The organism is Xanthomonas sp. 3793, assembly GCF_024806835.1.
GTDB classification, from domain to species: Bacteria; Pseudomonadota; Gammaproteobacteria; order Xanthomonadales; family Xanthomonadaceae; genus Xanthomonas; species Xanthomonas arboricola_F.
Genome location: NZ_JANTYU010000002.1, coordinates 383,944 through 408,500, shown reverse-complemented (window position 1 = coordinate 408,500; position 24,557 = coordinate 383,944). Strand labels below are relative to the sequence as shown.

Annotated in this window: 19 protein-coding genes; 6 read left to right on the top strand and 13 right to left on the bottom strand. The window is 65.5% G+C overall.

What is annotated here, in order from left to right; all coding sequences use genetic code 11:
* Positions 1-46: 46 nt before the first annotated feature.
* Entirely contained in the window at positions 47-1,219 is a 1,173-nt protein-coding gene (locus FHY18_RS08040) for a tryptophan 2,3-dioxygenase family protein (protein WP_259153322.1), read from the bottom strand.
* Positions 1,212-1,742, bottom strand: coding sequence for a VOC family protein (locus tag FHY18_RS08035; protein ID WP_259153321.1), 531 nt, complete (start codon positions 1,740-1,742; stop codon positions 1,212-1,214). Before FHY18_RS08035 ends, FHY18_RS08040 begins: the two co-directional genes overlap by 8 nt.
* A gap of 928 nt (positions 1,743-2,670) precedes the next feature.
* Between FHY18_RS08035 and mutS the strand changes: the two genes are divergently transcribed.
* From mutS to katG, 3 genes are all read left to right on the top strand, one after another.
* Complete coding sequence (gene mutS / locus FHY18_RS08030; RefSeq protein ID WP_259153320.1) at positions 2,671-5,292, top strand: DNA mismatch repair protein MutS; 2,622 nt, start codon at positions 2,671-2,673, stop codon at positions 5,290-5,292.
* 309 nt (positions 5,293-5,601) lie between these two features.
* Positions 5,602-6,216 carry a DUF937 domain-containing protein gene (locus tag FHY18_RS08025; protein WP_259153319.1) on the top strand — a complete coding sequence of 205 codons (615 nt, stop codon included), beginning with the start codon at positions 5,602-5,604 and terminating at the stop codon, positions 6,214-6,216.
* Between the two features lie 360 nt (positions 6,217-6,576).
* The gene (katG, locus tag FHY18_RS08020; protein WP_259153318.1) at positions 6,577-8,823 is read left to right on the top strand and encodes a catalase/peroxidase HPI; all 2,247 of its coding nucleotides are present in this window, start codon (positions 6,577-6,579) and stop codon (positions 8,821-8,823) included.
* A gap of 603 nt (positions 8,824-9,426) precedes the next feature.
* Here the strand turns inward: katG and FHY18_RS08015 are convergent.
* Positions 9,427-9,834: an RNA-binding S4 domain-containing protein gene (locus FHY18_RS08015; RefSeq protein WP_259153317.1), complete on the bottom strand. Its 408-nt coding sequence runs from the start codon at positions 9,832-9,834 to the stop codon at positions 9,427-9,429.
* Between the two features lie 438 nt (positions 9,835-10,272).
* On the opposite strand from FHY18_RS08015, the gene FHY18_RS08010 reads away from it, so the two are divergent.
* Entirely contained in the window at positions 10,273-11,748 is a 1,476-nt protein-coding gene (locus tag FHY18_RS08010) for an MATE family efflux transporter (protein WP_259153316.1), read from the top strand.
* Between the two features lie 444 nt (positions 11,749-12,192).
* Here the strand turns inward: FHY18_RS08010 and rplS are convergent, their stop codons facing one another.
* From rplS to ffh, 8 genes are all read right to left on the bottom strand, one after another.
* Complete coding sequence (rplS, locus tag FHY18_RS08005; RefSeq protein ID WP_005989873.1) at positions 12,193-12,600, bottom strand: 50S ribosomal protein L19; 408 nt, start codon at positions 12,598-12,600, stop codon at positions 12,193-12,195.
* Positions 12,601-12,744: 144 nt separating this feature from the next.
* Positions 12,745-13,518 (bottom strand): tRNA (guanosine(37)-N1)-methyltransferase TrmD, encoded by a 774-nt coding sequence (gene trmD, locus FHY18_RS08000; protein WP_259153292.1) that lies wholly within the window; start codon positions 13,516-13,518, stop codon positions 12,745-12,747.
* A gap of 65 nt (positions 13,519-13,583) precedes the next feature.
* A complete protein-coding gene (gene rimM, locus FHY18_RS07995) occupies positions 13,584-14,096 on the bottom strand; it encodes a ribosome maturation factor RimM (RefSeq protein ID WP_259153290.1) in 513 nt (170 codons plus the stop codon).
* Positions 14,097-14,139: 43 nt separating this feature from the next.
* Positions 14,140-14,400, bottom strand: a complete 261-nt coding sequence (rpsP, locus tag FHY18_RS07990; RefSeq protein ID WP_011036396.1) for a 30S ribosomal protein S16 — start codon at positions 14,398-14,400, stop codon at positions 14,140-14,142.
* 110 nt (positions 14,401-14,510) lie between these two features.
* Positions 14,511-15,308, bottom strand: coding sequence for an aminotransferase class IV family protein (locus tag FHY18_RS07985; protein ID WP_259153282.1), 798 nt, complete (start codon positions 15,306-15,308; stop codon positions 14,511-14,513).
* Positions 15,299-16,390, bottom strand: coding sequence for a nitronate monooxygenase (locus FHY18_RS07980; RefSeq protein WP_259153281.1), 1,092 nt, complete (start codon positions 16,388-16,390; stop codon positions 15,299-15,301). Before FHY18_RS07980 ends, FHY18_RS07985 begins: the two co-directional genes overlap by 10 nt.
* A 7-nt stretch (positions 16,391-16,397) precedes the next feature.
* Positions 16,398-17,183: a DUF2314 domain-containing protein gene (locus FHY18_RS07975; protein ID WP_259153974.1), complete on the bottom strand. Its 786-nt coding sequence runs from the start codon at positions 17,181-17,183 to the stop codon at positions 16,398-16,400.
* Positions 17,184-17,525: 342 nt separating this feature from the next.
* Complete coding sequence (gene ffh / locus FHY18_RS07970; protein ID WP_259153280.1) at positions 17,526-18,902, bottom strand: signal recognition particle protein; 1,377 nt, start codon at positions 18,900-18,902, stop codon at positions 17,526-17,528.
* A 354-nt stretch (positions 18,903-19,256) separates the two neighbouring features.
* Here ffh and ccsA point away from each other — a divergent pair, with 354 nt between their 5' ends.
* Complete coding sequence (gene ccsA / locus FHY18_RS07965) at positions 19,257-20,048, top strand: cytochrome c biogenesis protein CcsA (RefSeq protein WP_259153279.1); 792 nt, start codon at positions 19,257-19,259, stop codon at positions 20,046-20,048.
* A gap of 370 nt (positions 20,049-20,418) precedes the next feature.
* On the opposite strand, the gene FHY18_RS07960 is transcribed toward ccsA, so the two are convergent.
* On the bottom strand, positions 20,419-21,468 hold the full coding sequence (locus tag FHY18_RS07960; protein WP_259153278.1) for an aldose epimerase family protein: 1,050 nt from the start codon (positions 21,466-21,468) through the stop codon (positions 20,419-20,421).
* A gap of 241 nt (positions 21,469-21,709) precedes the next feature.
* Between FHY18_RS07960 and FHY18_RS07955 the strand changes: the two genes are divergently transcribed.
* Entirely contained in the window at positions 21,710-23,293 is a 1,584-nt protein-coding gene (locus tag FHY18_RS07955; protein WP_259153277.1) for an alpha-L-arabinofuranosidase C-terminal domain-containing protein, read from the top strand.
* Positions 23,294-23,458: 165 nt separating this feature from the next.
* Here FHY18_RS07955 and FHY18_RS07950 read toward each other — a convergent pair whose 3' ends face one another.
* Positions 23,459-24,424 (bottom strand): LysR family transcriptional regulator, encoded by a 966-nt coding sequence (locus tag FHY18_RS07950; protein ID WP_259153276.1) that lies wholly within the window; start codon positions 24,422-24,424, stop codon positions 23,459-23,461.
* Between the last annotated feature and the right edge of the window lie 133 nt (positions 24,425-24,557).

Here is a 24,557-nt window from a genome sequence, read left to right as displayed (position 1 = left end):
AGGTCGTAGGCAAACGGCAACCGGCGAACGACCGCAAACCTCGACATCACCGTCCATCCTCCGGCGCGAATCCATACGCCGCCGGGTTGTCGATCGGCGGCACGCTGGAGGCGCGTAGCAACAACGAGCGTACCGTCCAGAGTTCGGCAAAAATCCGGTAGCGCAGCGCGGTCTGATCCAGGTAGTCCACACCCGCCGAGCCACCCGTACCAACGCGACGGCCGATAAAGCGTTCAACCATGCGCGCATGCCGTTGCCGCCAGATCAACATCGCCTGTTCCAGCTCGACCACGCTTTCCAGCAGTTCGCGCGGCCACGCAAGCTGCGGCAACTCACGATGACTTTCGACAAACAGCAAGGCAGCGCGTACCGCGCGGTGTGCGTCGTGGGCGGGCGCGCCCAGCTGCGCGTGCTCGTCGGCCAGCAGGAACGCCTGAGCGCTATCGTCTTCCGCCTCATACCGCGCCCGCAGCCGTTGCAACTCTTCCGCAGTGGCGGCCCGGTCGGCAGCCAAACGCCAGCGGCGCTCGCTGTCTGCACGCATCGCCTCGATATAGCGGCGCGCGAAGCGCTCCTTCGCTACCGGCGTAGTGGCGCCGTCGATCGGTAGCCGAGCCAGCCATGCGTAGAGACATTGCTTCAGCGTGGGGCCGGCCTTGGCGCGCGCGTCGACGCGCTGCGCGGCAGTCGAAGGACTGCCGTCCGGCAGCTTGAGCGCATCGCGATAGGAACCGGCGCCGATGGAAATACGTTGCGCATCCTCAAGACCCAGCAGGATCTCGATCTCGCGCAATTGCGCCGACTGAAACCCGCTGGCTGGCGTCAGCCGCTCGCGAAACTCGAGAAAGTCGCGCGCGGTCATGGTCTCCATCAATCGAAAATGCTGGTTCGCCTGCTCGAACACCGTGATTGCGCGACGCAGCGAACGTACCCCGGCAACAATCTGATGCCCCGCCACGTCGCGTGAATTGAGCAGATCGCGCGTGTAGGTCAACTCGCGCAGCACTAGCTTGAACCACAACTCATGCACCTGGTGCACACTGATGAACAAGGCTTCGTCGTTGCTGACCGCTGCTTCGTCATCGTCAAGCCCTCCCTGCAGGGCGAGCAGTTTCTCGACCTTGATGTAGTCCCAGTAGTTCGCCGTTACCGCCCGCGCGCCTTTCCGGTGCTGCGACGCCAGGGCGGGCTCTGCATCCAGGCGGCCGGCATCATCCAAGCAAATGCTCCTTTTTCAGTTGCGTCCACGCAGCAAGATTGGCGTAGGCCATCTTCTCCAGATCGTCCCAAATGGCCGTTTGCGCCACCTCCGGCTTGACGATCAGCTCCAGTCGATGCCCATTCGGGTCGCGGAAATACCACGACCTGGCCAGCTCGGCATGCCTCCCGTCCCCGGCCACGTCGTGGATCACCGGTCCTTCCACCTCGACCCCGCTGGCACGCAGGCGAGCGCACAGTGCATCCGCCCGCTTGCTGTCGCGCACTTCAAGCGCCAGATGCTGAGCCCAATCCTCCTCGACCGGCACCAGCGGAAGCGCACTGCCAAGCACCTCGAAGAAGCAGATATAGCTCCCGTCTTCCATTTCAAAGAAGACATTATTGTTCGTGGCCTTCAGGCCACTGGAAGGAACGTGGTCGATCAGTGCCGCCGCAAACTTCAAACCCAGGGTTTCCGTATAAAAATGCACTGTTTCTGCCGCATCCCGGCAGCGATAACCCACATGATGAAGTTTACTCAACATACTTTCTCCCATATTTCAGCCACAGAAAATCGACTTTCAATTAGTGAAAGCGCTCCGACCACTATTTTTGGCAAGCGAGAACACACAACCATGCTTGCGCACAGCGTGATATGCCATTGCAACTGCAGGACACACCCGGACCTGGGCCAGCCCACACGCGATGCATGCAACAAACCGACAGGTCCTAAGCGCTCTCATCCGCAACGGGACGGAACTTAGCACTTATAGCGGCAGATTTTTATTAATACCCCGACGATTTTCCGATGACATTTGCGATCGATCCCACCTCTTTCCGATGGCGCCGTAAATCGCTTCCGATGGGGAAAATCAACTTTTAGCGAGAGTTGAAGATCAGAACGCAGATCCATCGCGACATACATCACAAAGTGGTTCCCTGCAGATCATCGAAGACGATCGGGCGCCAACTGCAAAAAATTTTGATTTACTTCAATTTCTCGAGACAGATCTCATTCCAACCATAATCAGCACGTGGTTACTTAAATGGAACCATTATCCATCCCGGCTTTCGCCGCAGCGATAGAGAGTCGTGGATTGTCACTGACACACGACACGGTGGAAGCAGATGCATGGCCAGCTCGCCCGACGACCTCCGGACAACAATCGACGACGCCTTGCCGCGACACCCCGCACGATCGTCGCAGGCTGCGCTGGCCAACTGAGAGTGCACCCTCCACAAGGTCGCGACGCACTGAACCCGCCGCTCCGGTCCCTTCACCTGTTGCCTCTCCCCAAGCGGCCAGCGCTGCATCCTGGATCGCGGTTCCGGCGCGCTCGGCTTAAACTTGCCTCCCCACGCCCGACCAGACCACAGCCGCCGCCGCACGCGGCGCCCGGCAGGCCAATGCCGTACGCCCTGCACGCCATCGCCTGCCCGCCCCTACCGCGCCCAGATTTCGGAAGCCGTTTCTTGCAAAGCACTGACACCAAAGACAAATCCAAGCCCAGCGGCGGAGTTCCAGAGCACACCCCGCTGATGAAGCAGTTCTTCGCGGCCAAGTCGGACTACCCCGACCTGCTGCTGTTCTTCCGCATGGGCGATTTCTACGAGCTGTTCTACGACGATGCGCGCAAGGCGGCGCGCCTGCTCGACATCACCCTGACCCAGCGCGGTAGCTCCGGCGGCGCACCGATCCCGATGGCGGGCGTGCCGGTACATGCGTACGAAGGCTACCTGGCGCGGCTGGTGGCGCTGGGCGAGTCGGTGGCGATCTGCGAGCAGATCGGCGATCCGGCACTGGCCAAGGGCCTGGTCGAGCGCAAGGTGGTGCGCATCGTCACCCCGGGGACGGTCACCGATGAGGCGCTGCTGGACGAGCGCCGCGACACCTTGTTGATGGCGGTCTCGCGCAGCAAGCAGGGCTATGGCCTGGCCTGGGCGGATCTGGCCGGCGGGCGTTTCTTGGTCAACGAAGTCGATAGCGTGGATGCGCTGGAAGCGGAAGTCGCGCGCCTGGAACCGGCCGAGCTGCTGGTGCCGGACGAGGACAACTGGCCGGAGTTCCTGCGCGGCCGCATCGGCGTGCGGCGGCGGCCACCGTGGCTGTTCGACGCGGACAGCGGGCGTCGGCAGCTGCTGGCGTTCTTCAAGCTGCACGATCTGTCCGGCTTCGGCATCGACGACAAGCCGTGCGCCACGGCCGCCGCCGGTGCGCTGCTGGGCTATGTCGAGGAAACCCAGAAACAGCGCTTGCCGCATCTGACCTCCATCGCGATGGAAGTGGCCAGCGAGGCGATCTCGATGAACGCAGCCACGCGCCGGCATCTGGAGCTGGACACGCGCGTGGATGGCGACACCCGTAACACCTTGCTCGGTGTGCTGGACAGCACGGTTACGCCGATGGGCGGGCGATTGCTGCGACGTTGGCTGCATCGCCCGTTGCGCCTGCGCGATGTGCTGGTGCAGCGCCACCACGCAGTGGCGAGCCTGATCGACTCCGGCACCGATGCCGACGTGCGCGAAGCCTTCCGCGCGCTTGGCGACCTGGAACGTATTCTCACGCGCGTTGCATTGCGCTCGGCGCGCCCGCGCGATTTCTCCACCCTGCGCGATGGCCTGGCGCTGTTGCCGAAGGTACGTACGATCCTGGCACCACTGGATTCGCCGCGCCTGCAGACCCTGTTCGCCGAATTGGGCGAGCACGATGCCACCGCGCATCTGTTGAGCAGCGCAGTGGCCGAGCAACCACCGCTCAAGCTCAGCGACGGTGGCGTCATCGCTACCGGCTACGACGCCGATCTGGATGAGCTGCGCCGCCTGTCCACCAATGCCGATCAATTCCTGATCGACCTGGAACAGCGCGAACGTGCCAGCAGCGGCATCGCCACGCTCAAGGTCGGCTACAACCGCGTGCATGGCTACTACATCGAGATCAGCAAGGGCCAGGCCGAGAAAGCCCCGCTGCACTACAGCCGCCGGCAGACGCTGACCAATGCCGAGCGCTACATCACCGAAGAACTCAAGAGCTTCGAGGACAAGGTGCTGTCGGCGCGCGAGCGCTCGCTATCGCGCGAAAAACTGTTGTACGAAGGCCTGCTCGATGCGCTGGGCAGCGAACTGGAAGGCCTCAAGCGCTGCGCTGGCGCCCTGAGCGAACTGGATGTATTGGCCGCCTTCGCCGAGCGCGCGCAGGCACTGGACTGGTCGCAGCCGGAACTGGACAGCGCACCGTGCCTGCGCATCGAACGCGGCCGCCACCCGGTGGTGGAAGCGGTGCGCGACCAACCGTTCGAACCCAACGATCTGGACCTGCACACAGACCGCCGCATGTTGGTCATCACCGGCCCGAACATGGGCGGTAAGTCGACCTATATGCGGCAGAACGCCTTGATCGTGTTGCTGGCGCATATCGGCAGCTTCGTGCCGGCCAGCCGCGCGGTGATCGGGCCGATCGACCGCATCCTCACCCGCATCGGCGCCGGCGATGACCTTGCGCGCGGGCAATCCACCTTCATGGTGGAAATGGCCGAAACCAGCTACATCCTGCACCACGCCACCCCGCAATCGCTGGTGCTGATGGACGAGATCGGCCGCGGTACCTCGACCTACGACGGCCTTGCCCTGGCCGACGCGGTGGCGCGCCACCTGGCGCATACCAATCGCTGCTACACGCTGTTTGCCACGCATTACTTCGAGCTCACCGCACTGGCCGACCAATCGCATGCCGGCGGCGCCAGCGGCATCGCCAACGTGCATCTGGACGCGGTGGAACACGGCGAGCGCCTGGTGTTCATGCATGCGGTCAAGGACGGCCCGGCCAATCGCAGCTTCGGCCTGCAGGTCGCCGCGCTCGCCGGCTTGCCCAAGGCCGCCGTGACCCAGGCGCGTCATCGCCTGGCCGAACTGGAACAACGCGGCGGCGACAGCCATGTCGCACAGATGGCGCCGGCCGCATTGGACGCCCCGCAACAATTCGGTCTGTTCACCGCGCCCTCGTCTGCTGCGCAGGAAGCGCTGCAGGCGCTGGACCCGGACGAACTCACGCCCAAGCAGGCGCTGGAAGCACTGTATCGGTTGAAGGCGTTGCTTTGAGGGCGGGGATTGGGGAGTCGGGATTGGGGATTCGTCACGGCGCAGCTTGCTGCGCTTACGGATCTGTCACGGCAGCAGGGTTGGTTGGTCGTTTGAATGCCGGTTTGGAGGTTCGCCACGGCTTTAGCTGCATGCCTGACGCTTGCGAGACCTGATGATCCATTGCTGTTGCAGGTTTGCGTGGTTGCTCGAATGCTGCCCTGCGACAGCGCTGCATCGCGCCCTGCGCGGTGATGCGCAGCGCGCGGATTGCTCTGATGGCGCGACGGGCGCACGCTGCCGCAACGTTTTGTCCAACCGGAGACACCGATGACCACGTCCGCCTCGTTGACCGATCAACTTGCCGCGCAGTTGCAAGGTCCGCAGTTGCAGCAACTCGCCAGCCGGCTCGGCATCGCGCCCGAGCAGGCCCAATCGGCGGTGCAGACCGCGCTGCCGCTATTGATGGGCGCGCTGGGCCGTAACAGCCAGCAGGCCGGTGGCACCGATGCGTTGCTGGGTGCCTTGCAGCGCGATCATGCCGGCAGCCCGGACATCGGCAGCCTGCTCGGCTCGCTGCTGGGCGGCTCGGCCAGCGGTGCGCAAGGCAATGGCGCCGGTATCGTGGGGCATCTGTTCGGCGACAAGGCACCGCAGGCTGCTGCAGGCCTGGGCCAGGCCACCGGGCTGGAAACCGGCAAGGCCAATCAGCTGCTGCAATTGCTGGCGCCCATCGTAATGGCGTATCTGGCAAAGCGCTTCCTTGGTGGCAATGCCACCGCCAGCAGCCAACTCGGCCCTGCCCTGGCACAGGAACGCCAGCAGGTCAGCAGCAATGACGGCGTCAACGGCCTGCTAAGCAGCGTGCTGGACCAGGATGGCGACGGAAAGCTTGGACTGGGCGATGTCATGAAGCTCGGTGGCAGCCTGTTCGGCAAGCGCTGACAGCGCGGGCGCACGTCGGTTCGGCACCGGTCTCATCCATAGCACCTCGCTATCGATATGGTTGAATAATTCGAATTCCCCAACCGATCGATGCTGCTTATCGTGTACCCACGCTGCCACGATGAGTCCGCCTGATGCGCATGCCTGCCAGTCACATTCTGCAGATCGCCCCATACCCGCCCCTGCAGGCAGGCGCTAGCATCGCCACACGCGGCGACGCTTCTCGATGCCCCCACGGCCGCATGTGCGCCTTCGATGGATGACCACCGCTGACGCATTGCCCGCCCTTTCAACTCCACCAGCACGTGTCCGCAGTTTCGGCACACAGCTCCCCAAGTGCTCACGCACACAGGTATTGCCATGACAACCGAAGCAAAGTGCCCGTTCAACCACGCCGTCGTCGGCACCGGAACCACCAACCGCGATTGGTGGCCCACGCAGTTGCGCGTGGACCTGCTCAGCCAGCATTCGAGCAAGTCCAACCCGCTGGGCCAGACTTTCAGCTATGCCGAGGCGTTCAAGCGCATCGACCTGACCGCGCTCAAGCAGGAGCTGCGTGCGCTGATGACCGACTCGCAGGACTGGTGGCCGGCCGATTTCGGCCATTACGGCCCCCTGTTCGTGCGCATGGCCTGGCATAGCGCCGGCACCTATCGCATCGGCGACGGGCGCGGCGGCGGCGGTCGCGGCCAGCAGCGCTTCGCACCGCTCAACAGCTGGCCGGACAACGTCAGCCTGGACAAGGCGCGCCGGCTGCTGTGGCCAATCAAGCAGAAGTACGGCCAGGCGATCTCCTGGGCCGACTTGATGATCCTCACCGGCAACGTCGCGCTGGAAAGCATGGGCTTTACGACCTTCGGTTTTGCCGGCGGCCGCGAAGACACCTGGGAGCCGGATCAGGACCTGTACTGGGGCCGCGAAACCAAGTGGCTGGGCGGCGACGACCGCTACGCGCGCGGCTCGCCGGGCGTGGACGAAGCGCACGGCGTGCTGGTGAAGGACGACGACAGCGAGGTGCCGCATACCCGCGATCTGGAAAACCCGCTGGCCGCCGTGCAAATGGGCCTGATCTACGTCAATCCGGAAGGCCCGGACGGCAAGCCCGATCCGGTCGCCGCCGCGCGCGACATCCGCGATACCTTCGCGCGCATGGCTATGAACGATGAAGAGACCGTGGCGCTGATCGCCGGCGGCCACACCTTCGGCAAGACCCATGGCGCCGGCCCGGCCGACAACGTCGGCGCCGAGCCGGAAGCCGGCGAGCTGGAAAGCCAGGGCCTGGGCTGGCACAACCGCTACGGCAGCGGCAAGGGCGCCGACACCATCACCAGCGGTTTGGAAGTCACCTGGACCACCACCCCGGCGCAGTGGAGCAACGACTTCTTCGACCATCTGTTCAAGTTCGAGTGGGAGCTGAGCAAGAGCCCGGCCGGTGCGCACCAGTGGGTGGCCAAGAATGCCGAGGCCATCATCCCCGATGCGCACGATGCATCGAAGAAGCATCGCCCGACCATGCTCACCACCGATCTGGCACTGCGTTTCGACCCCGCTTACGAGGCCATCTCGCGTCGCTTCCACGAACACCCCGACCAGTTCGCAGATGCCTTCGCCCGCGCCTGGTTCAAGCTCACCCATCGCGACATGGGCCCGCGCTCGCGTTACCTGGGTACTGAAGTGCCGAGCGAAGAATTGCTGTGGCAGGACCCGGTGCCGGCTGTCGACCATGCCCTGGTCGATGCGCAGGACGCTGCCGCCCTCAAGCAGACCATTCTCGATGCGGGCCTGAGCGTGGCGCAGCTGGTCTCTACCGCGTGGGCGTCGGCGTCGACCTTTCGCGGCTCGGACAAGCGTGGCGGCGCCAACGGCGCACGCATCCGCCTGGCACCGCAGAAGGACTGGCAGGCCAATCAGCCCGAACAACTGGCCAAGGTGCTCGGCACGCTGGAACGCATCCAGGCCGACTTCAACGCGGCGCAATCGGGCGGCAAGAAGATCTCGCTGGCCGACCTGATCGTGCTGGCCGGCAACGCCGCGGTGGAACATGCAGCGCACGCCGCAGGCCACAGCGTCACCGTACCGTTCGCACCCGGCCGCACCGATGCCTCGCAAGAGCAGACCGATGTCGAATCGTTCGCCGTGCTTGAACCGGTGGCCGACGGCTTCCGCAACTTCGCCAAGCGTCGCTACGCCGTGCCTGCCGAAGCATTGCTGATCGACAAGGCGCAGCTGCTGACCCTGACCGCACCCGAGCTCACCGTGCTGGTCGGCGGCCTGCGCGTGCTCGGCGCCAATGTCGGCGACTCCAGCCATGGCTTATTCACCGCCCGCCCCGGCGTGCTGAGCAACGACTTCTTCGCCAACCTGCTCGACATGCGTACCGAATGGAAAGCCACCTCCGAATCGAAGGAGGTCTACGAAGGCCGCGACCGCAGCACCGGTGCAGCCAAGTGGACCGGCACGCGCGTGGATCTGGTGTTCGGCTCCAACTCGATCCTGCGTGCGGTGGCCGAGGTCTATGCCAGCGCCGATGCACAGGAGAAGTTCGTCCAGGACTTCGTCGCCGCCTGGACCAAGGTGATGCAACTGGATCGTTTCGATCTGGCGTGAGTGGCAAGGCGCACGCACGCCTTCGTGCGTGCGCCTATAGCGCTCGGGGGAACCACGCACAAGACATCGACTCGGCACAAGATGTCGGTGATCTTGAAGTGATTGGTCTGAAGCGATTGGCTTGAAGCGATTGGTCTGCGCGGAGAGTTCCATGGTGGAGCGGCTGGTCCGCGGCTTGGCTGCAGGGCCCTTGCCCGCCCACCATCGCGGGACACGCCGTGAATCCGTCCATGGAGGCTCTTACGCGGCATCCATGCCGCGTAAGGTCCCGCGACGGTGGGCGGGCAAGGACCCGTCGAGATAGTCGGTGTGCATGGTTAAGAGCAGAGCATGATGCGCTGGTCGGATTACTGTGCGGCTTGCACCACCTACCTGGCGCCAAACGTGGCCAACACCGCCACCACGCGACCGCCGGCCAGGTCTTATGAGTCGTTCCCAAGCTTCTGATCGATGGTTCTGCACCGGCTGCATCGCGCACCGCAACAGAAAACGGCGCTTCCCACCTCAACGGGAAAGCGCCGTTCTTTCTTGATCGACCAGCGTGGCGAAGACCCAGGCGTTTCTCTTTCCACCATCCAATTCGCAGCGGACAACCACGCAGTGCTACAACGCGTCGATATCGCCCAACGCGTTGATCAGCCGGCGTGCGCGCTTGTCCGGCTTGCCCTCGGGTGCGCGATAGCCGGTGCGTTCGGCAGCGCGCTGCAGCCGCCATTGCGCGCGCGCCTCGCGTGAGGCATCGCTTTCCACGTACAGCGTCTGCGCGACCGGTGCCGGGCCGCGTACATCGCTTAGCGCGGCGATGGTGATCTCGAAGATTTCGCCACCGCGGTCGATGCGCAATTGCTCGCCACTACGCAGCGTGCGCGACGGCTTGGGCCGCTGCCCGGCCAGATCCACCTTGCCGGTCTCCACTGCCGCCTTGGCCAGGCTGCGCGTCTTGAAAAAGCGCGCCGCCCACAACCACACATCCAGCCTGACCGTTGTGCCCTGTTCCAGCTCCGGATTCATGCGCCTTGCTGTCTCGCTCTGTCTGGTAGCCGATATTTGGGCAGCCATTTGGGAACTCAAGCTGGACCGTCAACCCCGCGATGGTGACCGATTGCCAGGTCGATGGTCGTCGCGCTCCGATCCGCCCTGCGGGCACCTTCCCACGCAGGCAGGGGAAGGGACCGGCTGTCCATGCGCAACCCCAATCCAATAAGCGCTCGCGAGCTCCAACCCGTCTTCCGCCTGCGGGAGAAGGTGGCGCGCAGCGTCCGATGAGGGACACGCCCCTGCGCTACAGCGCATCCCAACAGCAAGCGCAACATCTCTGCGAAGGCAGTCACCGCTGGTGTCGAACGTAGAGCGTGTCCCAACGAAATCTGCAGCGCAAACCGCATGGCATGCATCGGATCTCACACAGCGATGCTAGTGTGCGCAGCTTCTGCGCGACGATGCCAAGCGATGCCCAAATCCGCTGTCCTGACCGAAGGCCCGATCGGCAAGAACCTGCTGTTGTTCGCGCTGCCGATCATGGCCGGCAACGTCGCCCAGTCGCTCAACGGCTCGGTCAACGCAATCTGGATCGGCCGCTATCTTGGCGAGGAAGCCCTGACCGCTGCGGCCAACGCCAACAGCATCATGTTCTTCCTGATCGGCTCGGTGTTCGGCATCGGCATGGCCTCCACCATCCTGATCGGCCAGGCCATGGGTGCGCGCGACATCGCGCAGGCACGCAAGGTGATGGGCACCAGCGCGAGTTTCTTCGGCGGGCTGTCGGCGGTGATTGCCGTGCTCGGCTGGTATCTGGCGCCCCACCTGCTCACCGCCATGGGCACGCCGGCCGCCTCGCAGGCGCCGGCCGAAGCGTATCTGCGGGTGATCTTCCTGGCGATGCCAACGCTGTATCTGTTCGCCTTCCTGTCGGCGGCATTGCGTGGCACCGGCGATGCGCGTACGCCGTTTCGATTTCTGCTGTTGTCGGTGCTGCTGGATATCGTGTTGAACCCCTTGCTGTTGTTCGGCATCGGCCCATTTCCCGCGCTGGGCATCGCCGGTGCGGCCTGGGCCACGCTGATCGCCCAGGTGGTCGCGCTGGCCGGCCTGCTGATCTATCTGCGCAAGAAACGCAACGTGCTTTGGCTGGGGCGGCGCGACCTGCACCTGTTCCGGATCGATCCTGCCATCCTGCGCGCGCTCATCGTCAAGGGCGTGCCGATGGGCCTGCAGATGGTGATGATCTCGCTGGCGATGATTGCGATGCTGTCGCTGGTCAACGGCTTCGGCACCGACACCGCCGCCGCATTCGGCGCCGGGCTGCAGCTGTGGAATTACGTGCAGATGCCGGCAATGGCCGTCGGCGCTGCCTGTTCGTCGATGGCCGCCCAGAATGTGGGGGCCGGCCTGTGGTCGCGCGTGGATGCCGTCGCGCGCACCGGCATCGCCGCCAACTTCCTGATGACCGGCCTGCTGATTGCACTGTTGATTGGGTTCGATCGCTGGACCCTGGCGCTGTTTCTGCCCGAAGGCAGCGCCACGCTGGAGATCGCGCGCCACCTCAACCACATCGCGATCTGGTCGTTCCTGTTGTTCGGGGTCAGCTTTGTGGTCTCGGGCGTGGTGCGCTCCACCGGCGCGGTGATCCCGCCGCTGCTGATCCTGGCGTTCTCGCTGTGGGGCGTGCGCGTGCCGCTGGCCAACGCTTTGCTGCCGCATCTGGGGGCTGATGCGGTGTGGTGGAGCTTCCCGATCAGCTCCACCTGCTCGATGCTGCTGTCGCTGGCATATTACCGCTGGGGCGGCTGGCGCAAGGCACGCATGCTGGCGACACCGACGCATCCGTCAGCCTTGGCTGCCGCTGCCGAAGTGCCCGCGCACCCCGCTTCCCCCGTCGCCGACCCGGCTCCGATCACCAACCCGGCAGAGCCTCGGCAGCAGTGAGCCCGGCCCTCGCCACGCGACGGATACCGCGGTCGATCCCGATCAAGACACGAACCACCTGCCCTTGAAAGAACGCAACAGCCTGGAATGAGCCCTTGCAAGACCGGCAAGCTGTTGAAGCGCAAAACGCCACGTCGGCCGACTTCACGATTGACAGCAGGCAGCTGCGATCAGCGATCTTTTTGCGCGCCATGGCGCCAGAGGAGCCGGCCCGGTCTCCAGGCCGTCCATGCGCCGATGGCTAGCCCATTGCCGTGCAACGGCCAGTCCTAACGAAAGAAGTGCGTCGCCCTGAAATGGCGATCGACGAAAGGGCCTGCGACGAAACCGCTCCCACGGCCCGCGCAACCTCCCCAACGCACCCGCCACTGCAATGCCAAACGCAGACGGCCGCCCGAAGGCGGCCGTCTGGCAGTGGCAGATCGACGATCTGCCAGTGTTGGCTTACTCGGCCTTGGCAGCAGCCTGGCGAGCGGCCTTGGCCTGTGCAGCAGCGGCCAGATCTTCCTTGATGCGGGCAGCCTTGCCTTCCAGACCACGCAGGTAGTACAGCTTGCCGGCGCGCACCTTACCGCGGCGCTTCACTTCGACCGAGTCGATGATGGCGCTGTGGGTCTGGAACACGCGCTCGACGCCGAAGCCGTGCGAGATCTTGCGCACGGTGAAAGCGGAGTTCAGGCCGGCATTCTTGGTCCCGATCACGACGCCCTCATAGGCCTGCACGCGCTCGCGGTTGCCTTCCTTCACCTTGACGTTCACCACAACGGTGTCGCCCTGGTTGAATTCCGGCAGCTTGCGCTGAATCTGGGCGGCTTCGAAGTCAGCCAGGATGGTCTTGTTGAGTTTGCTCATGATGGGCACCGCGTGTCTGGTGATATTGGACCGGCAGTCGCCGCACGGCGATTGCTCGAGGTTCGTAAGAGGGCCAGACGCAAGGCTGGCCAGCAAGCCGCATATTGTACCCCAATCAATCTTGCAAGAGCTAGGGGTGAGCTCTTATTTCTCGTCACCGGGTTGATCGTCGCTTGGAGCGAGTTCGCGGCGAAACTCGTCCAGCAGACGACGATCGTTCTTGTCCAACCCGGCCTCGTCCAGCAGATCGGGGCGACGCAACCAGGTCCGGCCCAGCGACTGCTGCCGCCGCCAGCGCGCGATGGCAGCATGATTGCCCGACCGCAGCACGTCCGGCACATCGCCCCAGGCATGGGTCGACGGATGGCTGTAGTGCGGGCAATCCAGCAGGCCGTGCGGCCCTTCGAAACTGTCCTGCGCGGCAGATTCGGCGTCGTTCAACACCCCGTCCTGCAAGCGCGTCACCACATCCACCAGCACCGCTGCGCCCAGCTCGCCACCGGACAACACGTAGTCGCCGATGGAGATTTCCATATCCACCGCCTGCGCAAGGAAGCGCTCGTCCACCCCCTCGTAGCGCCCGCACAGCAGCACCATGCGCGGCAACTGCGCCAGCTCGCGCGCGAGCGACTGGGTGAGCGGACGCCCCTGCGGGCTGAGATAGATCACCGGTGCCGGCCGCGGATCGGCGGCGTGCACAGCGTCCAGGCAGGCCCGCAACGGCTCGATCAACATCACCATGCCGGGCCCGCCACCGAACGGACGGTCGTCCACCCGGCGATAATTGCCCTGCGCATGGTCGCGCGGATTCCAGCCCTGCAGCTCCAGCAACCCGCGCTCCTGCGCCCGCCCGACCACGCCGAACGCCGCGCATTGCGCGATGAACTCGGGGAACAGGCTGATGACGTCGATGCGCACTGGGGAATCGGGAATCGGGATTGGGGAATGGGTAGAGCGAAAGCGAAGCCGGGGCAGCGCTTCGATCAGAAATCCGGATCCCAGTCGACCACGATCAGATTGGCCTCGAAGTCCACCGACTTGACGAACTCCGGAAACACGAACGGGATCATCCGCTCACGATCGCCGCGCACCACCACCACGTCGTTGGAACCGGTGGAAAACAGATGCGACACCGTGCCGAGCTTGACGCCCTCGACGGTTTCCACCTGCAACCCTTCCAGATCCACCCAGTAGTATTCGTCGGGCTTGGGCGGCGGCAATGCGCTACGGGCGACGTAGATCTCGGTCCCGTGCATGGCCTCGACGGTATCGCGGTCGGTCACGTCCGGGAACACCGCAATCAGGTTCTTGCCCTGGTCGCGCCCACGCACGCCGCTCACAACCGTTTCCTGCCCCGATGGCGAACGCACGATCCACGGTTGATACCGGAAGATCGCATTGCGCGGCTCGGTCCAGGATTCGAGCTTGAGCTCGCCCTTGACACCAAAAGCGCCGACAATCCTGCCTAACAGGATGCGGCGCTCGGTCGGCTTCATCTGTGTCGACTCTGGGCCAGGCAGCGATGCCCGGCCCTCAAGATCAGGCCGCAGCGGCCTGGGACTTGGATGCTTCGCGATACAGGTTACGCACCTTGTCGGTCAGCTGTGCACCCTGGCCGACCCAATGGTCGACGCGTGCAACGTCCAGCACGACGCGCGGTTCTGCGCCCTGTGCAACCGGGTTGTAGTAACCCAGACGCTCGATGTTGCGGCCGTCGCGCGCGCTGCGCACGTCGGTCACGATGATGTGGTAGAACGGACGCTTCTTGGCGCCGCCGCGGGTCAGTCGAATCTTGACCATGGTGTCGTTTTCCTAAGTTGCCCAGTCGCCTGAAGTGGCGCGGTAAGCCGGCGATTATAGCGGGCTCCGGCGGCGAAGCCAAGCCACCCGGCGCCGGCACAGCAGATCGCTCAGATCGCTTGCCAGGCATGGGTCTGCAGGGCCCGCTCCAGCAGCGGCAACTGCGCGGCATGCGGCCCCCAGCGCGCCGGCCCCAGCGCCACGATGGCCTGCTGCCCACGCGCATTGCAGGCGAATGCGCCATCGAAACGGTCCAGCTCGCCCAGCTCCACCGGGCGGCTGATCTGGGCGATACCCAGCGTCTTCAGGCCGGACTGCAGCAACTGCTGCCGGGTCCCCAGCAGTGCCGGCCCCTGCGGCCAGACCAGCCCGCCGCGTTCCCACAGACCCAGATTCCAGAAGGCACCCTCCAGTACCCTGCCCTGCCGGTCCTGCAGCACCACATCGTCGTGGTCTGCCTGCATCGCCAGCCGACGCAGATGCAGGAGCCCAAACGTTCCGACATGCTTGAGCTCCGGCCGTTCGCGCACGTAATCGGTCACCTGCACGCGCAGCCCGGTCTCGGGCATGTCGGCCGGCGGCGAGATGGCGACCAGCACATCCAGTGCGACTTCACGCAACGGGTTGCGGAAATCGTAGTCGGGCGCGAACACGGTGACGCGCAGGCTGGCATCGGCCATGGCCGATGCCAGCAACGCAGCGCGCATCTGCGCCCGCAGCTGGTCTGCTTCCAGCTCCTTGCCGAACAGCGCGCGACTGCCTTCCTGCAGCCGCTGCAGATGCAGCTCCAGTCCCAGCGTAGCGCCGCCGCGCACCTGCAGCGTGGTGAAGTGGCCGTAGTTGATCAGCGCAGCAGCGCCGAGCTGTTGCGCGCTGGCCGGAGCGCCATTGCAGAAGATCAGCGACATAGCAGTGCCTGCGCCTGCCGCCACCACTGCGCGACCAGTTCGCCGGCCGGCCGGGCTGGTGCCATCCATGCGGATTGACCCGCCCAGGCCTGCATCGATGCCAGACGGTTGTCGCGCGCCGCTGCCTGGCGCATCGCTGCAGTCAGCCCGCGCTGCACCGGGTAGGGCGCAGGCGGCGGTGCATCCGCAGCGATGGCGGCCCGCACGTAAGGCGTGAGCAATGCCCGCCCCAGGCGCCCGGAAAATGCGCGGGTTGGCTGAGTATGTTCCGGCTCGGCGGCCGCCAGTGCATCGGCCCAGGCGCTTGGCAGCGCCGCTTCGGGCGTACGCAACAGGCCGGTGCCGATCTGCACTGCGCTCGCGCCCAGCATCAGCGCCGCCGCGATTCCGCGCGCGTCGGCGATGCCACCGGCGGCGACGATCGGAATCTCCAGCTGATCGACTAGCCGCGGCAGCAAGGCGAACAACCCGGTCATCTGCTGCGCGGCCTGGCCCGCAGCGAACGCGCCGCGATGGCCACCGGCTTCAGCACCTTGCGCAACCACTGCGTCGGCACCGGCAGCCTGCGCCGCACGCGCTTCCTCCAGGGTGGTGGCGCAGGCGAACCACGCGATGCCGGCCGCTTTCAGGCGCACAACCTGGTCGGGCCGGAACAGGCCCATGATCGAGGACGCCACCGCCGGGCGGGCGTCGAGCAAGGCCTCGAACTGCGCATCGAAGTCGGCTGGCGTGGCATCGCCTGCGGCTTCGGCCACCGGCGGCCCCCAGTGCGCAAGAAACCCGCGCAGACGCGCCTCTGCCTCTGCGTCGCGGACAGGGGCCGGATCGGGAATCCACAGATTGACTTGCGCAGGCCCGGCACTCGCTTCAGCGAAGGCGGCCATCCACGCCACGATGTCCTGCGGCTGCGACAACACCGCCCCCATCGCGCCCATGCCGCCGGCGTTGGCGACAGCGACCGACAGCGGCACCGGGCAGGCGCCGGCCATGGGGCTGAGCAGGATCGGGACACGCACGCCAAAGCGCTCGCAGAAATGGGCGACGTTTGAGTACGGGCCATCCGATGCGAGCGACTGTGTCATGACTACCTCAGCGATGGCCTTCAAGAAGTTGCACGATCCTGGGCCACTGCATCTGACGTGCCAGATCCAGCGCACTCTGTCCCGCGGGCGTGCGTAGCGACGGATCCGCGCCGTGCTTGAGCAGCAGCGAAACCGGCTGGTAATTGCCAGCCAAGGCCTCGCGCTGCAATAACGTCCAACCAGCATCGTCGCGAAAATGCACCATGTCGGGCTGATCGCGCAGGCCCTGATCGAACGGGGGCCCCATGTTTTCACTCATCGGATGCTCGCACTCGGACGGATCCTGCTCCGCTGCGGCAGGCTGCCCCGGCTTGCGACCGAATAGCTTGTCGAGCAGGCCACCTTTACGCTCCTGCACAGGCTTAGGCACAAGGCGCACTTCGCCCAGCTCAGCGAAGTCCAGGCCCCACGCGACATCGTGCTCGATCTGTTCGGCCGGCGACATCGCGCGGCGCATCGCGTCGATGGTATGGCCACCGTAAGCCAGCCCATCGATGACGTACATCCAGTCTTCCAGTTCGCCGATCGGCGCAGAGACGGCGTCGCCGGCGGCCAGCCCCGAGATCCAAGCCGGTTTGTTGACCAGCTTGCCAGACAGCTGGTCGCCGTCGAACTGCACGTCCGATACCCACATGTGCTCATGCGAGGGCGCACCAACCGCGAATGCATCGGTGGCAAACGGTAACTTGATCGCTGCCAGGGACAACGCCGGCACGATCCGACGATATTCCCACGACAGTTCACGCCAGAAAAACTTGAACGTCGCGCGCGCAGCGGCATACGCCGCCAACATCGCGGCGTCGTCCTGGGCGGGGTACATCCGGCTTTCGGTCATCTATCCATCTCGAAGTAGGCGCCGCTGGCCACGCCAGGCAAGCCTTGGTCAGAAGCCGGAAAGAGGCAGGCAATAGCGCGGCATGGCGGCGACTCTCAACAGCACTTCACTTCGACAACCGGTTCCAACGCGCGCATGGGCGCCTTTCATTCGCCTGCGCGCGCGTTGGTGGCATGCAGTCTGAACGCTGCGACGCAACGTTCAGCCAATTGTGCCAAGCCCATCCTCGTGCTGCCCTGTATGACTTACGACCGCACCTACCGCATGCACTTATCGCGTCGCGTGAGCGAACGAGCAGACTCAGCGGAACGGCATGCCGCCGCGGCCGCCCATGGCGCCCATCATGCCCTTCATGTTGCGCATCAGCCCCTTCATGCCGCCGCCGGCCAGCTTGCCCATCATCTTTTCCATCTGCTGGTACTGCTTCATCAGCTTGTTGACGTCGGCCGGCAACATGCCCGAACCACGGGCGATGCGGGCGCGGCGCGAGCCGTTGAGCAGGGCCGGGTTGCGGCGCTCCTTCTTGGTCATCGAGTTGATGATCGCGATCATGCGCGGCACTTCCTTGCCGGTGACCTGCTGCTTGACGTTGTCCGGGATCTGGCCCATGCCCGGCAGCTTGTCCATCAGCCCATGGATGCCGCCCATGTTCTGCATCTGCTCGAGCTGTTCCTTCATGTCGTTGAGGTCGAATTTCTTGCCCTTGGCGACCTTGGCGGCGAGCTTGGCGGCTTTTTCCTGGTCGACGCTGTGCTCGACCTGCTCCACCAGCGACAGCACGTCGCCCATGTCCAGGATGCGGCTGGCGACGCGGTCGGGGTGGAACACGTCCAGGCCGTCGGTCTTTTCGCCGGTACCGACGAACTTGATCGGCTTGCCGGTGATGTAGCGCACGCTCAGTGCGGCACCGCCACGGGCGTCGCCGTCGGTCTTGGTCAGCACCACGCCGGTCAGCGGCAGCGCCTCGCCAAAGGCCTTGGCGGTGTTGGCCGCGTCCTGGCCGGTCATCGCATCGACCACAAACAGGGTTTCGGTGGGGTTGACCGCGGCGTGCAGCGCCTTGATCTCCTCCATCATCGCCGCATCGATCGCCAGGCGGCCGGCGGTATCGACCAGCAGCACGTCGGCGAACGACTTGCGCGCATCGCTGATCGCGGCGCGCACGATGTCGACCGGCTTCTGCGAGGCGTCGGAGGCGAAGAACAGCACGCCGACCTGTTCGGCCAGGGTCTTGAGCTGCTCGATCGCAGCCGGGCGATAGACGTCGGCCGAGACCACCATGACCTTCTTCTTGCGCTTTTCCTTCAGGTGCTTGGCGAGCTTGCCGACCGTGGTGGTCTTGCCCGCACCCTGCAGGCCGGCCATCAGGATGATCGCCGGCGCCGGCACATTGAGGTTGAGGTCGGTGGCGGCCGCGCCCATCACCGCGGTCAGCTCGTCGCGGACGATCTTGATCAGCGCCTGGCCCGGGGTCAGCGACTTGAGCACTTCCTGGCCGACCGCACGCACCTTGATGCGCTCGATCAGCGCCTGCACCACCGGCAGCGCCACGTCGGCTTCGAGCAAGGCGATGCGCACTTCACGGGTGGCTTCGCGGATGTTCTCCTCGGTCAGGCGGCCGCGGCCGCGCAGGCGCTCCATGGTGCCGGAGAGACGTTGGGTAAGGGACTCGAACATGCGCAAGGGACCGCGTAAGGGGAAACGGGCACCGATTATAGCGGCACCGGCCAATGCGCCGCCCCGGCCGGCCCGCCGTCCAGCGGCGGAGCCAGCTCGGGCAGCCGCCGCGCCCAAGCGCGGCAATACGCACAGCCAACCAGCGACAGCGCCGCGATGCACGGGAACGGCAGCCGCAGGAAAGCAGCCACCCCACCCCCGCATCCCAAGCCCCCTTACCCACTCGCGCCCTGCCCCGCCTGCCAGCCCAGCTCAAGCCCCGCAGCTCGCAACCTGCTTTTCTCGACTCCCGACTCCCGAATCCCGACTCCCGAATCCCGAATCCCAGCCCCACCAATATGCGAAACTTCCACGATGACAATCGTTCTCATCGCGTTCGCCCTGTATCTGCTGGCCACGGCGCTGCTCACCCAGGCGGTGCTGCGCGATGGCAACCAGGCCCCTGCGCGCTGGCTGGCCCCTGCGCTGGCGGCGGTGGCATTGCACGCCGGATATCACGTCCTGGTGGCGTTCCGCACTGCGGGCGGGCCGGACATGCATTTCTTTGCGGCCCTGTCGCTGTGCGGCCTGGGCATGGCCGCGCTGACGGCGGTGTTCGGCGGCCGCGGGCGCATGGCGGCGGTGGGCGTAGTGGTGTTTCCGCTGTCGGCGATTCTGCTGGCCTGCTATCACGCCTACGGCCACGAACCGAGTGCGGACCTGGGCTGGCGGCTGGAGCTGCACGCCTGGATGGCACTGCTGGCCTACGCCACCCTGGGCATCGCCGCGCTGCTGGCGATCATGCTGTGGCTGCAGGAGCGTGCGCTGCGGCGGCGCGACTTCCATACCTGGTTGCGTGCGCTGCCGCCGTTGACCGAGCTGGAAACCTTGCTGTTCCGCACGATCACGGTGGGCTTCGTGCTGCTGAGCCTGACCCTGTTGACCGGGCTGCTGTTCGTGCAGGATTTCCTGGCGCAGCGGCTGTTGCACAAGACCGTGCTCAGCATCCTGTCGTGGATCGTGTTCGGCGCGCTGCTGGTCGGCCGCTGGCGCAACGGCTGGCGCGGCAGCAAGGCGGTGCACTGGACGCTGACCGCGATGGCGCTGCTGGTGCTGTCGTTCTTCGGCAGCAAGTTCGTGATCGAGCTGGTGCTGGGACCGCGTTGATGGCGGTGGACGTGGAGCTGTTTTGGGCGTCATCGCCGCGGGACGGCATGCCGGAGTGTGTCCGCCCCGGGGGTAACTGCACGTCGATGTCACTGACGCAACCACCGGGCGTCCTTGCGAATCCGCGGGCGATGCGCTTCAGAGCGCAGGCCCGGAACTGCCCTGCTGCGGCGCGCATGCAATAGCAAGCCAGCCAGACTGATCCGACCGATGCGCAGGCTTTCGTGCAATGCGCGTATGCCGCTTTCGCCGCGTCGCTGGCGCCCGGCTGACGCGCGCGCTCCATATGTGCGCATTACCAAACGCAGCAACGCCTGTTTCAGACACGAGCCGCGCAGCGCAGTGGCATCCTATTGCCCCACGCCAAGCCTCAAGCATCCAGCGCCGCACTGACCACATCCCACGGCTGGTCCGGTCCGGGGATGGCGAAGCGATAGACGATACGGCGGCGGTAGGTCTCGCCCGGGCGCAGGATCGTGGACGGGAAGTTGGGGTGATTGGGGGCGTCCGGGTAGTCCTGCGGCTCCAGGCAGACACCGCGCCCCAGTCCGGGGTGATGGGCATCCAGATGCTGCCCCTCGTAGAGCTGCACTGCCGGGGCATCGCTGGTCATGCGCAGCGCTACGCCACTGTGCGGCGAGTACAGCTCAGCCGCGCGGTCCGCGCCGTCCGCCAGCACCAGGCACTGGTCATACCCCTTGCCGAGCACCACTTGCGGATGCGCGGGGTCGATCCGGTCGGCCAGCGCGGCAGGCGTGCGGAAGTCGAAGGGCGTGCCGGTCACCGGGGCGATCTCGCCGGTCGGTATCGACTCGGCATCCACCGGCAGATAGCGGTCGGCCGGCACGCGCAACACCTGCGATGCCGCCCGCGTCTGCGGGTCGCCCGACAGGTTGAAGTACGGGTGGTGGGTCAGGTTCAACGGCGTGGCGGCATCGCAATGCGCCTGGAAGTCCAGTTGCAGGCTGCGCTCGTGCAGTGCCAGACGCGCACGCACCTGCAGATTGCCGGGGTAGCCTTCTTCGCCATCGGGCGAGTGGTAACCCAGCAGTACCTGATCGGAGCTCTGCTCCAGCACGCTCCACACGCGTCGGCCGAACCCACGCAGGCCGCCGTGCAGCTGGTTGCGCCCCTCGTTGGCTGCGAGCACGTGCGTCACCCCATCCAGGGTGTAGCGCGCACCGGCGATGCGATTGCCGAAGCGGCCCACCAGGATATTGAGGCTGTCGCCATCGGCCGCGTAGGAAGACAGGTCCGGCAAGGCCAGCAGCAACGGCACCACGCCCTGTGCGGTGGTCAGCCGCAGCGTGTGCAGGATGCCGCCATAGGTCAGCACTTCGGCCTCCAGCCCGGCATCGCTGCGCAGGGTAAGCGCGTGGACCTCGACACCGTCTGGCAACTGCCCGAACACTCGCTGCATGAATCGCCCCGCCACTGATGGAAGCTGGCGAGCATAGCGGTGTCACGCATCTGCCGACCATGCCCTTGCGCACATCTCGGCGGCACACTCCACAACCACCTATCGGTGCGCGCGGCCGTGCCCGCCTGCTTCGCTCGCGCTGCAACACGACAAACGGCGGCAGCACGCACTACGCTACCGCCGCACTGCTGCAGCAGCGGCGCGTGACCACCCCGACGACCAACACAGGAGCGCCAAGCCGATGCAGTGGATTCCCCTCACGTTGCGGACAGCCTGCAGGCGGCTGACGCATACCGTCGTTGCGGCGGCCCTGGCGACCGGCGCATGTAGCACTTCTGCCGCCGAGGTCAAGGTGACCGGGACGCTGCGTGCGGACCAACCGGGCGCGCAGGTCTCGCGGCAGCTGTTTGGCCAGTTTGCCGAGCATCTTGGCACCGGCATCTACGGCGGCGTGTGGGTGGGCGAAGACTCCCCGATTGCCAATACGCGCGGATACCGCAACGACGTGCTCGCCGCGCTGAAAGCCATCGCAGTGCCGAACATCCGTTGGCCGGGCGGTTGCTTTGCCGACGAATACCACTGGCGCGACGGCGTCGGGGCGCCGGCCAAGCGCCCGATCCGGGTCAACACGCATTGGGGTGGCGTGGAAGAATCGAACCGGTTCGGCACCCACGAGTTCATGGACTTCACCGAGTTGCTCGGCACCCAGGCCTATATCGCCGGCAACGTGGGCAATGCGGCGCCGGACGAGATTGCGCAGTGGACCGAATACATGACCGCGCCCACACGCTCCAGCCTGGCCAGCGAGCGCCGCGCCAACGGCCGCAATACGCCCTGGCAGGTGCCCTACTTCGGCGTGGGCAACGAGCTGTGGGGCTGCGGCGGCAACATGCGGGTGGAATACGCGGCCGACGTGTATCGGCGCTACCAGACCTTCGTCAAGGCGCCGGCCAACCAGAAGATCCTCAAGATCGCGCCCGGCCCCAACAACGACGACTACCACTGGACCGAGGTGATGATGCGCGAGGCCGGCACGCTGATGGACGGCCTGAGCCTGCATTACTACACCGTGCCCGGCGGCTGGCCGCCGCGCGCCTCGTCGACCGACTTCGACCAGCGCGCCTGGATCGACACGCTGTCGCGCACGCTGGTGATGGACGAGCTGATCACCAAGCACAGCGCGATCATGGACAAATACGACCCGGGCAAGAAAGTCGCACTGGTGGTCGACGAATGGGGCACCTGGTATGCAGGCCTGCCCGATGCGAACCCGGGCTTTTTGCACCAGCAAAACAGCCTGCGCGATGCGCTGGTGGCCGCACTGAACATCGATATCTTCAGCACGCATGCCGAGCGCGTGCGAATGGCCAACATCGCGCAGATGGTCAATGTGTTACAGGCAATGATCCTCACCGACGGCGACAGGATGGTGCTGACGCCGACCTACCACGTGTTTGCGCTGTACAAGCCCTACCAGGACGCCACACACCTGCCACTGCAGTTGCAGACACCGGAGTACCGCTACGGCAACACGCATGTGCCGGCGGTACATGGATCGGCGGTCAAGGCAAAGGATGGGCATGTGTATGTCGCGCTGACCAACCTGGATGCAAGCGTGCCCGCCTCCGTCCGCGTCGACGTGCAAGGGCTGTCCGCACGCCGTGTCGATGGGCAGATCTTGACCGCGCCGGCGATCACCGCGCACAACACCTTTGCGCAACCACGCGTCGTCGAGCCGAAGGCGTTCAACGGCGCCCGTCTGCAAGCGAAGGTGTTGACGGTGGCGCTGCCTGCGCACTCGGTGGTGATGCTCAAGCTGCAATGAGCGCGCCATCGCAGGCTTGTCGCCCTGGGAGCAGGTAACAAACCAACTGCGCGAACACCACGCAGGCCAGGCCGGTGCTCGACATCATCATGTAACGCGCGCCCCTGGAGTGAGCGCGCCACCCATGCCCGCCTGGCCGTCGCCGGCCCTGTTTGGTTGGCCGACCTAGACGGATGTGGGTGCCGATGTCGGCAGCGCGTCCGGCTCTGCGAGGCGCCACTCCGGCGGCAGGCGTTCGAGTAGATGCGCCATGAAGGCCCGCACCTTCGGAGTGAAGTCGCGGCGGTCGGCCACGCAGAGGTAGATCCGCAGCGGCTCCGGCACGGCCTGCGTGGTGCTGCCGAGATCGGAGCCAAACAGCGGCTGCAGTTCGCCGCGCTGCAGGTAAGGCTGCACGACATAGGCTGCCAGGCGCGCGATGCCGCCGCCGGCAGCGGCCATGGTGGCCAGCGCGTCGATATCGTCGCTCACCATCGCCTTGCCCGGCTCCGGCTGGAAACGCACGCCATTGCGCACGAAATTCCATGGCAGGCAGCGTCCGTCGACCGGGTAACGCAGCAACAGGCAATCGTGATACTTCAAATCGTCCGCGCCCTGCGGCGTCCCGCAGCGGGCCAGATAATCGGGCGCTGCGCAGATCACCATCGGCACCTGGGCGATGCAACGTGCCACTAGGCCATCTTCGAGTTGCGCCTCGATACGCAGACTGACATCCACGCTTTCCTGCGCATGCTGCACGGCACGGTCGGTGCATAGCAGCTCGATCTCCAGCTGCGGGTAACGCTGCCGCAGCGCGGGCAGCATCGGTGCGAGCACGTGACGCGCGAACGCAGCGGTGCTGGCCACGCGCAATCGCCCGGCCGGCGCATGCTGCGGGCCGGCCACCAGCTGCCGTGCACGCTCCAGGTCGCGCTCCAGCTGCCTGACCTGTTCGAAGTACAGCGCGCCGCGCTCGGTCAGCGCCAGGCTGCGGGTGGTCCGATGCAGCAGGCGCACGCCCAGGTGGTGCTCCAGCCGCGCGATGTTCTGGCTGACTGCAGCGGCACTGACGCCCAACAACTTGGCCCCACCGGCAATGCTTCCGGCATCGACCGTACTGACAAAACTGCGAATCGACTGAAGAATATTCATTTATGGAGCAAGTATTCCCTGGCGATTCGTAAGATCTGCTTACGTAAGCCGCAAGGTTACGCCATCTACCCGCCCGGCGACCCGCATCCTAGAGTTGCACCACGCCGCTGGTTCGCGGCAAGCGAGGTCACCG

What these genes read in the sequence shown, in the direction of transcription:
- FHY18_RS08035 (WP_259153321.1), bottom strand. Translation starts at nt 1,742, where the DNA reads ATGTTGAGTAAACTTCATCATGTGGGTTATCGCTGCCGGGATGCGGCA.
- FHY18_RS08025 (WP_259153319.1), top strand. Translation starts at nt 5,602, where the DNA reads ATGACCACGTCCGCCTCGTTGACCGATCAACTTGCCGCGCAGTTGCAA.
- katG (WP_259153318.1), top strand. Translation starts at nt 6,577, where the DNA reads ATGACAACCGAAGCAAAGTGCCCGTTCAACCACGCCGTCGTCGGCACC.
- FHY18_RS08015 (WP_259153317.1), bottom strand. Translation starts at nt 9,834, where the DNA reads ATGAATCCGGAGCTGGAACAGGGCACAACGGTCAGGCTGGATGTGTGG.
- FHY18_RS08010 (WP_259153316.1), top strand. Translation starts at nt 10,273, where the DNA reads ATGCCCAAATCCGCTGTCCTGACCGAAGGCCCGATCGGCAAGAACCTG.
- rplS (WP_005989873.1), bottom strand. Translation starts at nt 12,600, where the DNA reads ATGAGCAAACTCAACAAGACCATCCTGGCTGACTTCGAAGCCGCCCAG.
- rimM (WP_259153290.1), bottom strand. Translation starts at nt 14,096, where the DNA reads ATGAAGCCGACCGAGCGCCGCATCCTGTTAGGCAGGATTGTCGGCGCT.
- rpsP (WP_011036396.1), bottom strand. Translation starts at nt 14,400, where the DNA reads ATGGTCAAGATTCGACTGACCCGCGGCGGCGCCAAGAAGCGTCCGTTC.
- FHY18_RS07985 (WP_259153282.1), bottom strand. Translation starts at nt 15,308, where the DNA reads ATGTCGCTGATCTTCTGCAATGGCGCTCCGGCCAGCGCGCAACAGCTC.
- FHY18_RS07980 (WP_259153281.1), bottom strand. Translation starts at nt 16,390, where the DNA reads ATGACACAGTCGCTCGCATCGGATGGCCCGTACTCAAACGTCGCCCAT.
- FHY18_RS07975 (WP_259153974.1), bottom strand. Translation starts at nt 17,183, where the DNA reads ATGTTGGCGGCGTATGCCGCTGCGCGCGCGACGTTCAAGTTTTTCTGG.
- ffh (WP_259153280.1), bottom strand. Translation starts at nt 18,902, where the DNA reads ATGTTCGAGTCCCTTACCCAACGTCTCTCCGGCACCATGGAGCGCCTG.
- ccsA (WP_259153279.1), top strand. Translation starts at nt 19,257, where the DNA reads ATGACAATCGTTCTCATCGCGTTCGCCCTGTATCTGCTGGCCACGGCG.
- FHY18_RS07960 (WP_259153278.1), bottom strand. Translation starts at nt 21,468, where the DNA reads ATGCAGCGAGTGTTCGGGCAGTTGCCAGACGGTGTCGAGGTCCACGCG.
- FHY18_RS07955 (WP_259153277.1), top strand. Translation starts at nt 21,710, where the DNA reads ATGCAGTGGATTCCCCTCACGTTGCGGACAGCCTGCAGGCGGCTGACG.
- FHY18_RS07950 (WP_259153276.1), bottom strand. Translation starts at nt 24,424, where the DNA reads ATGAATATTCTTCAGTCGATTCGCAGTTTTGTCAGTACGGTCGATGCC.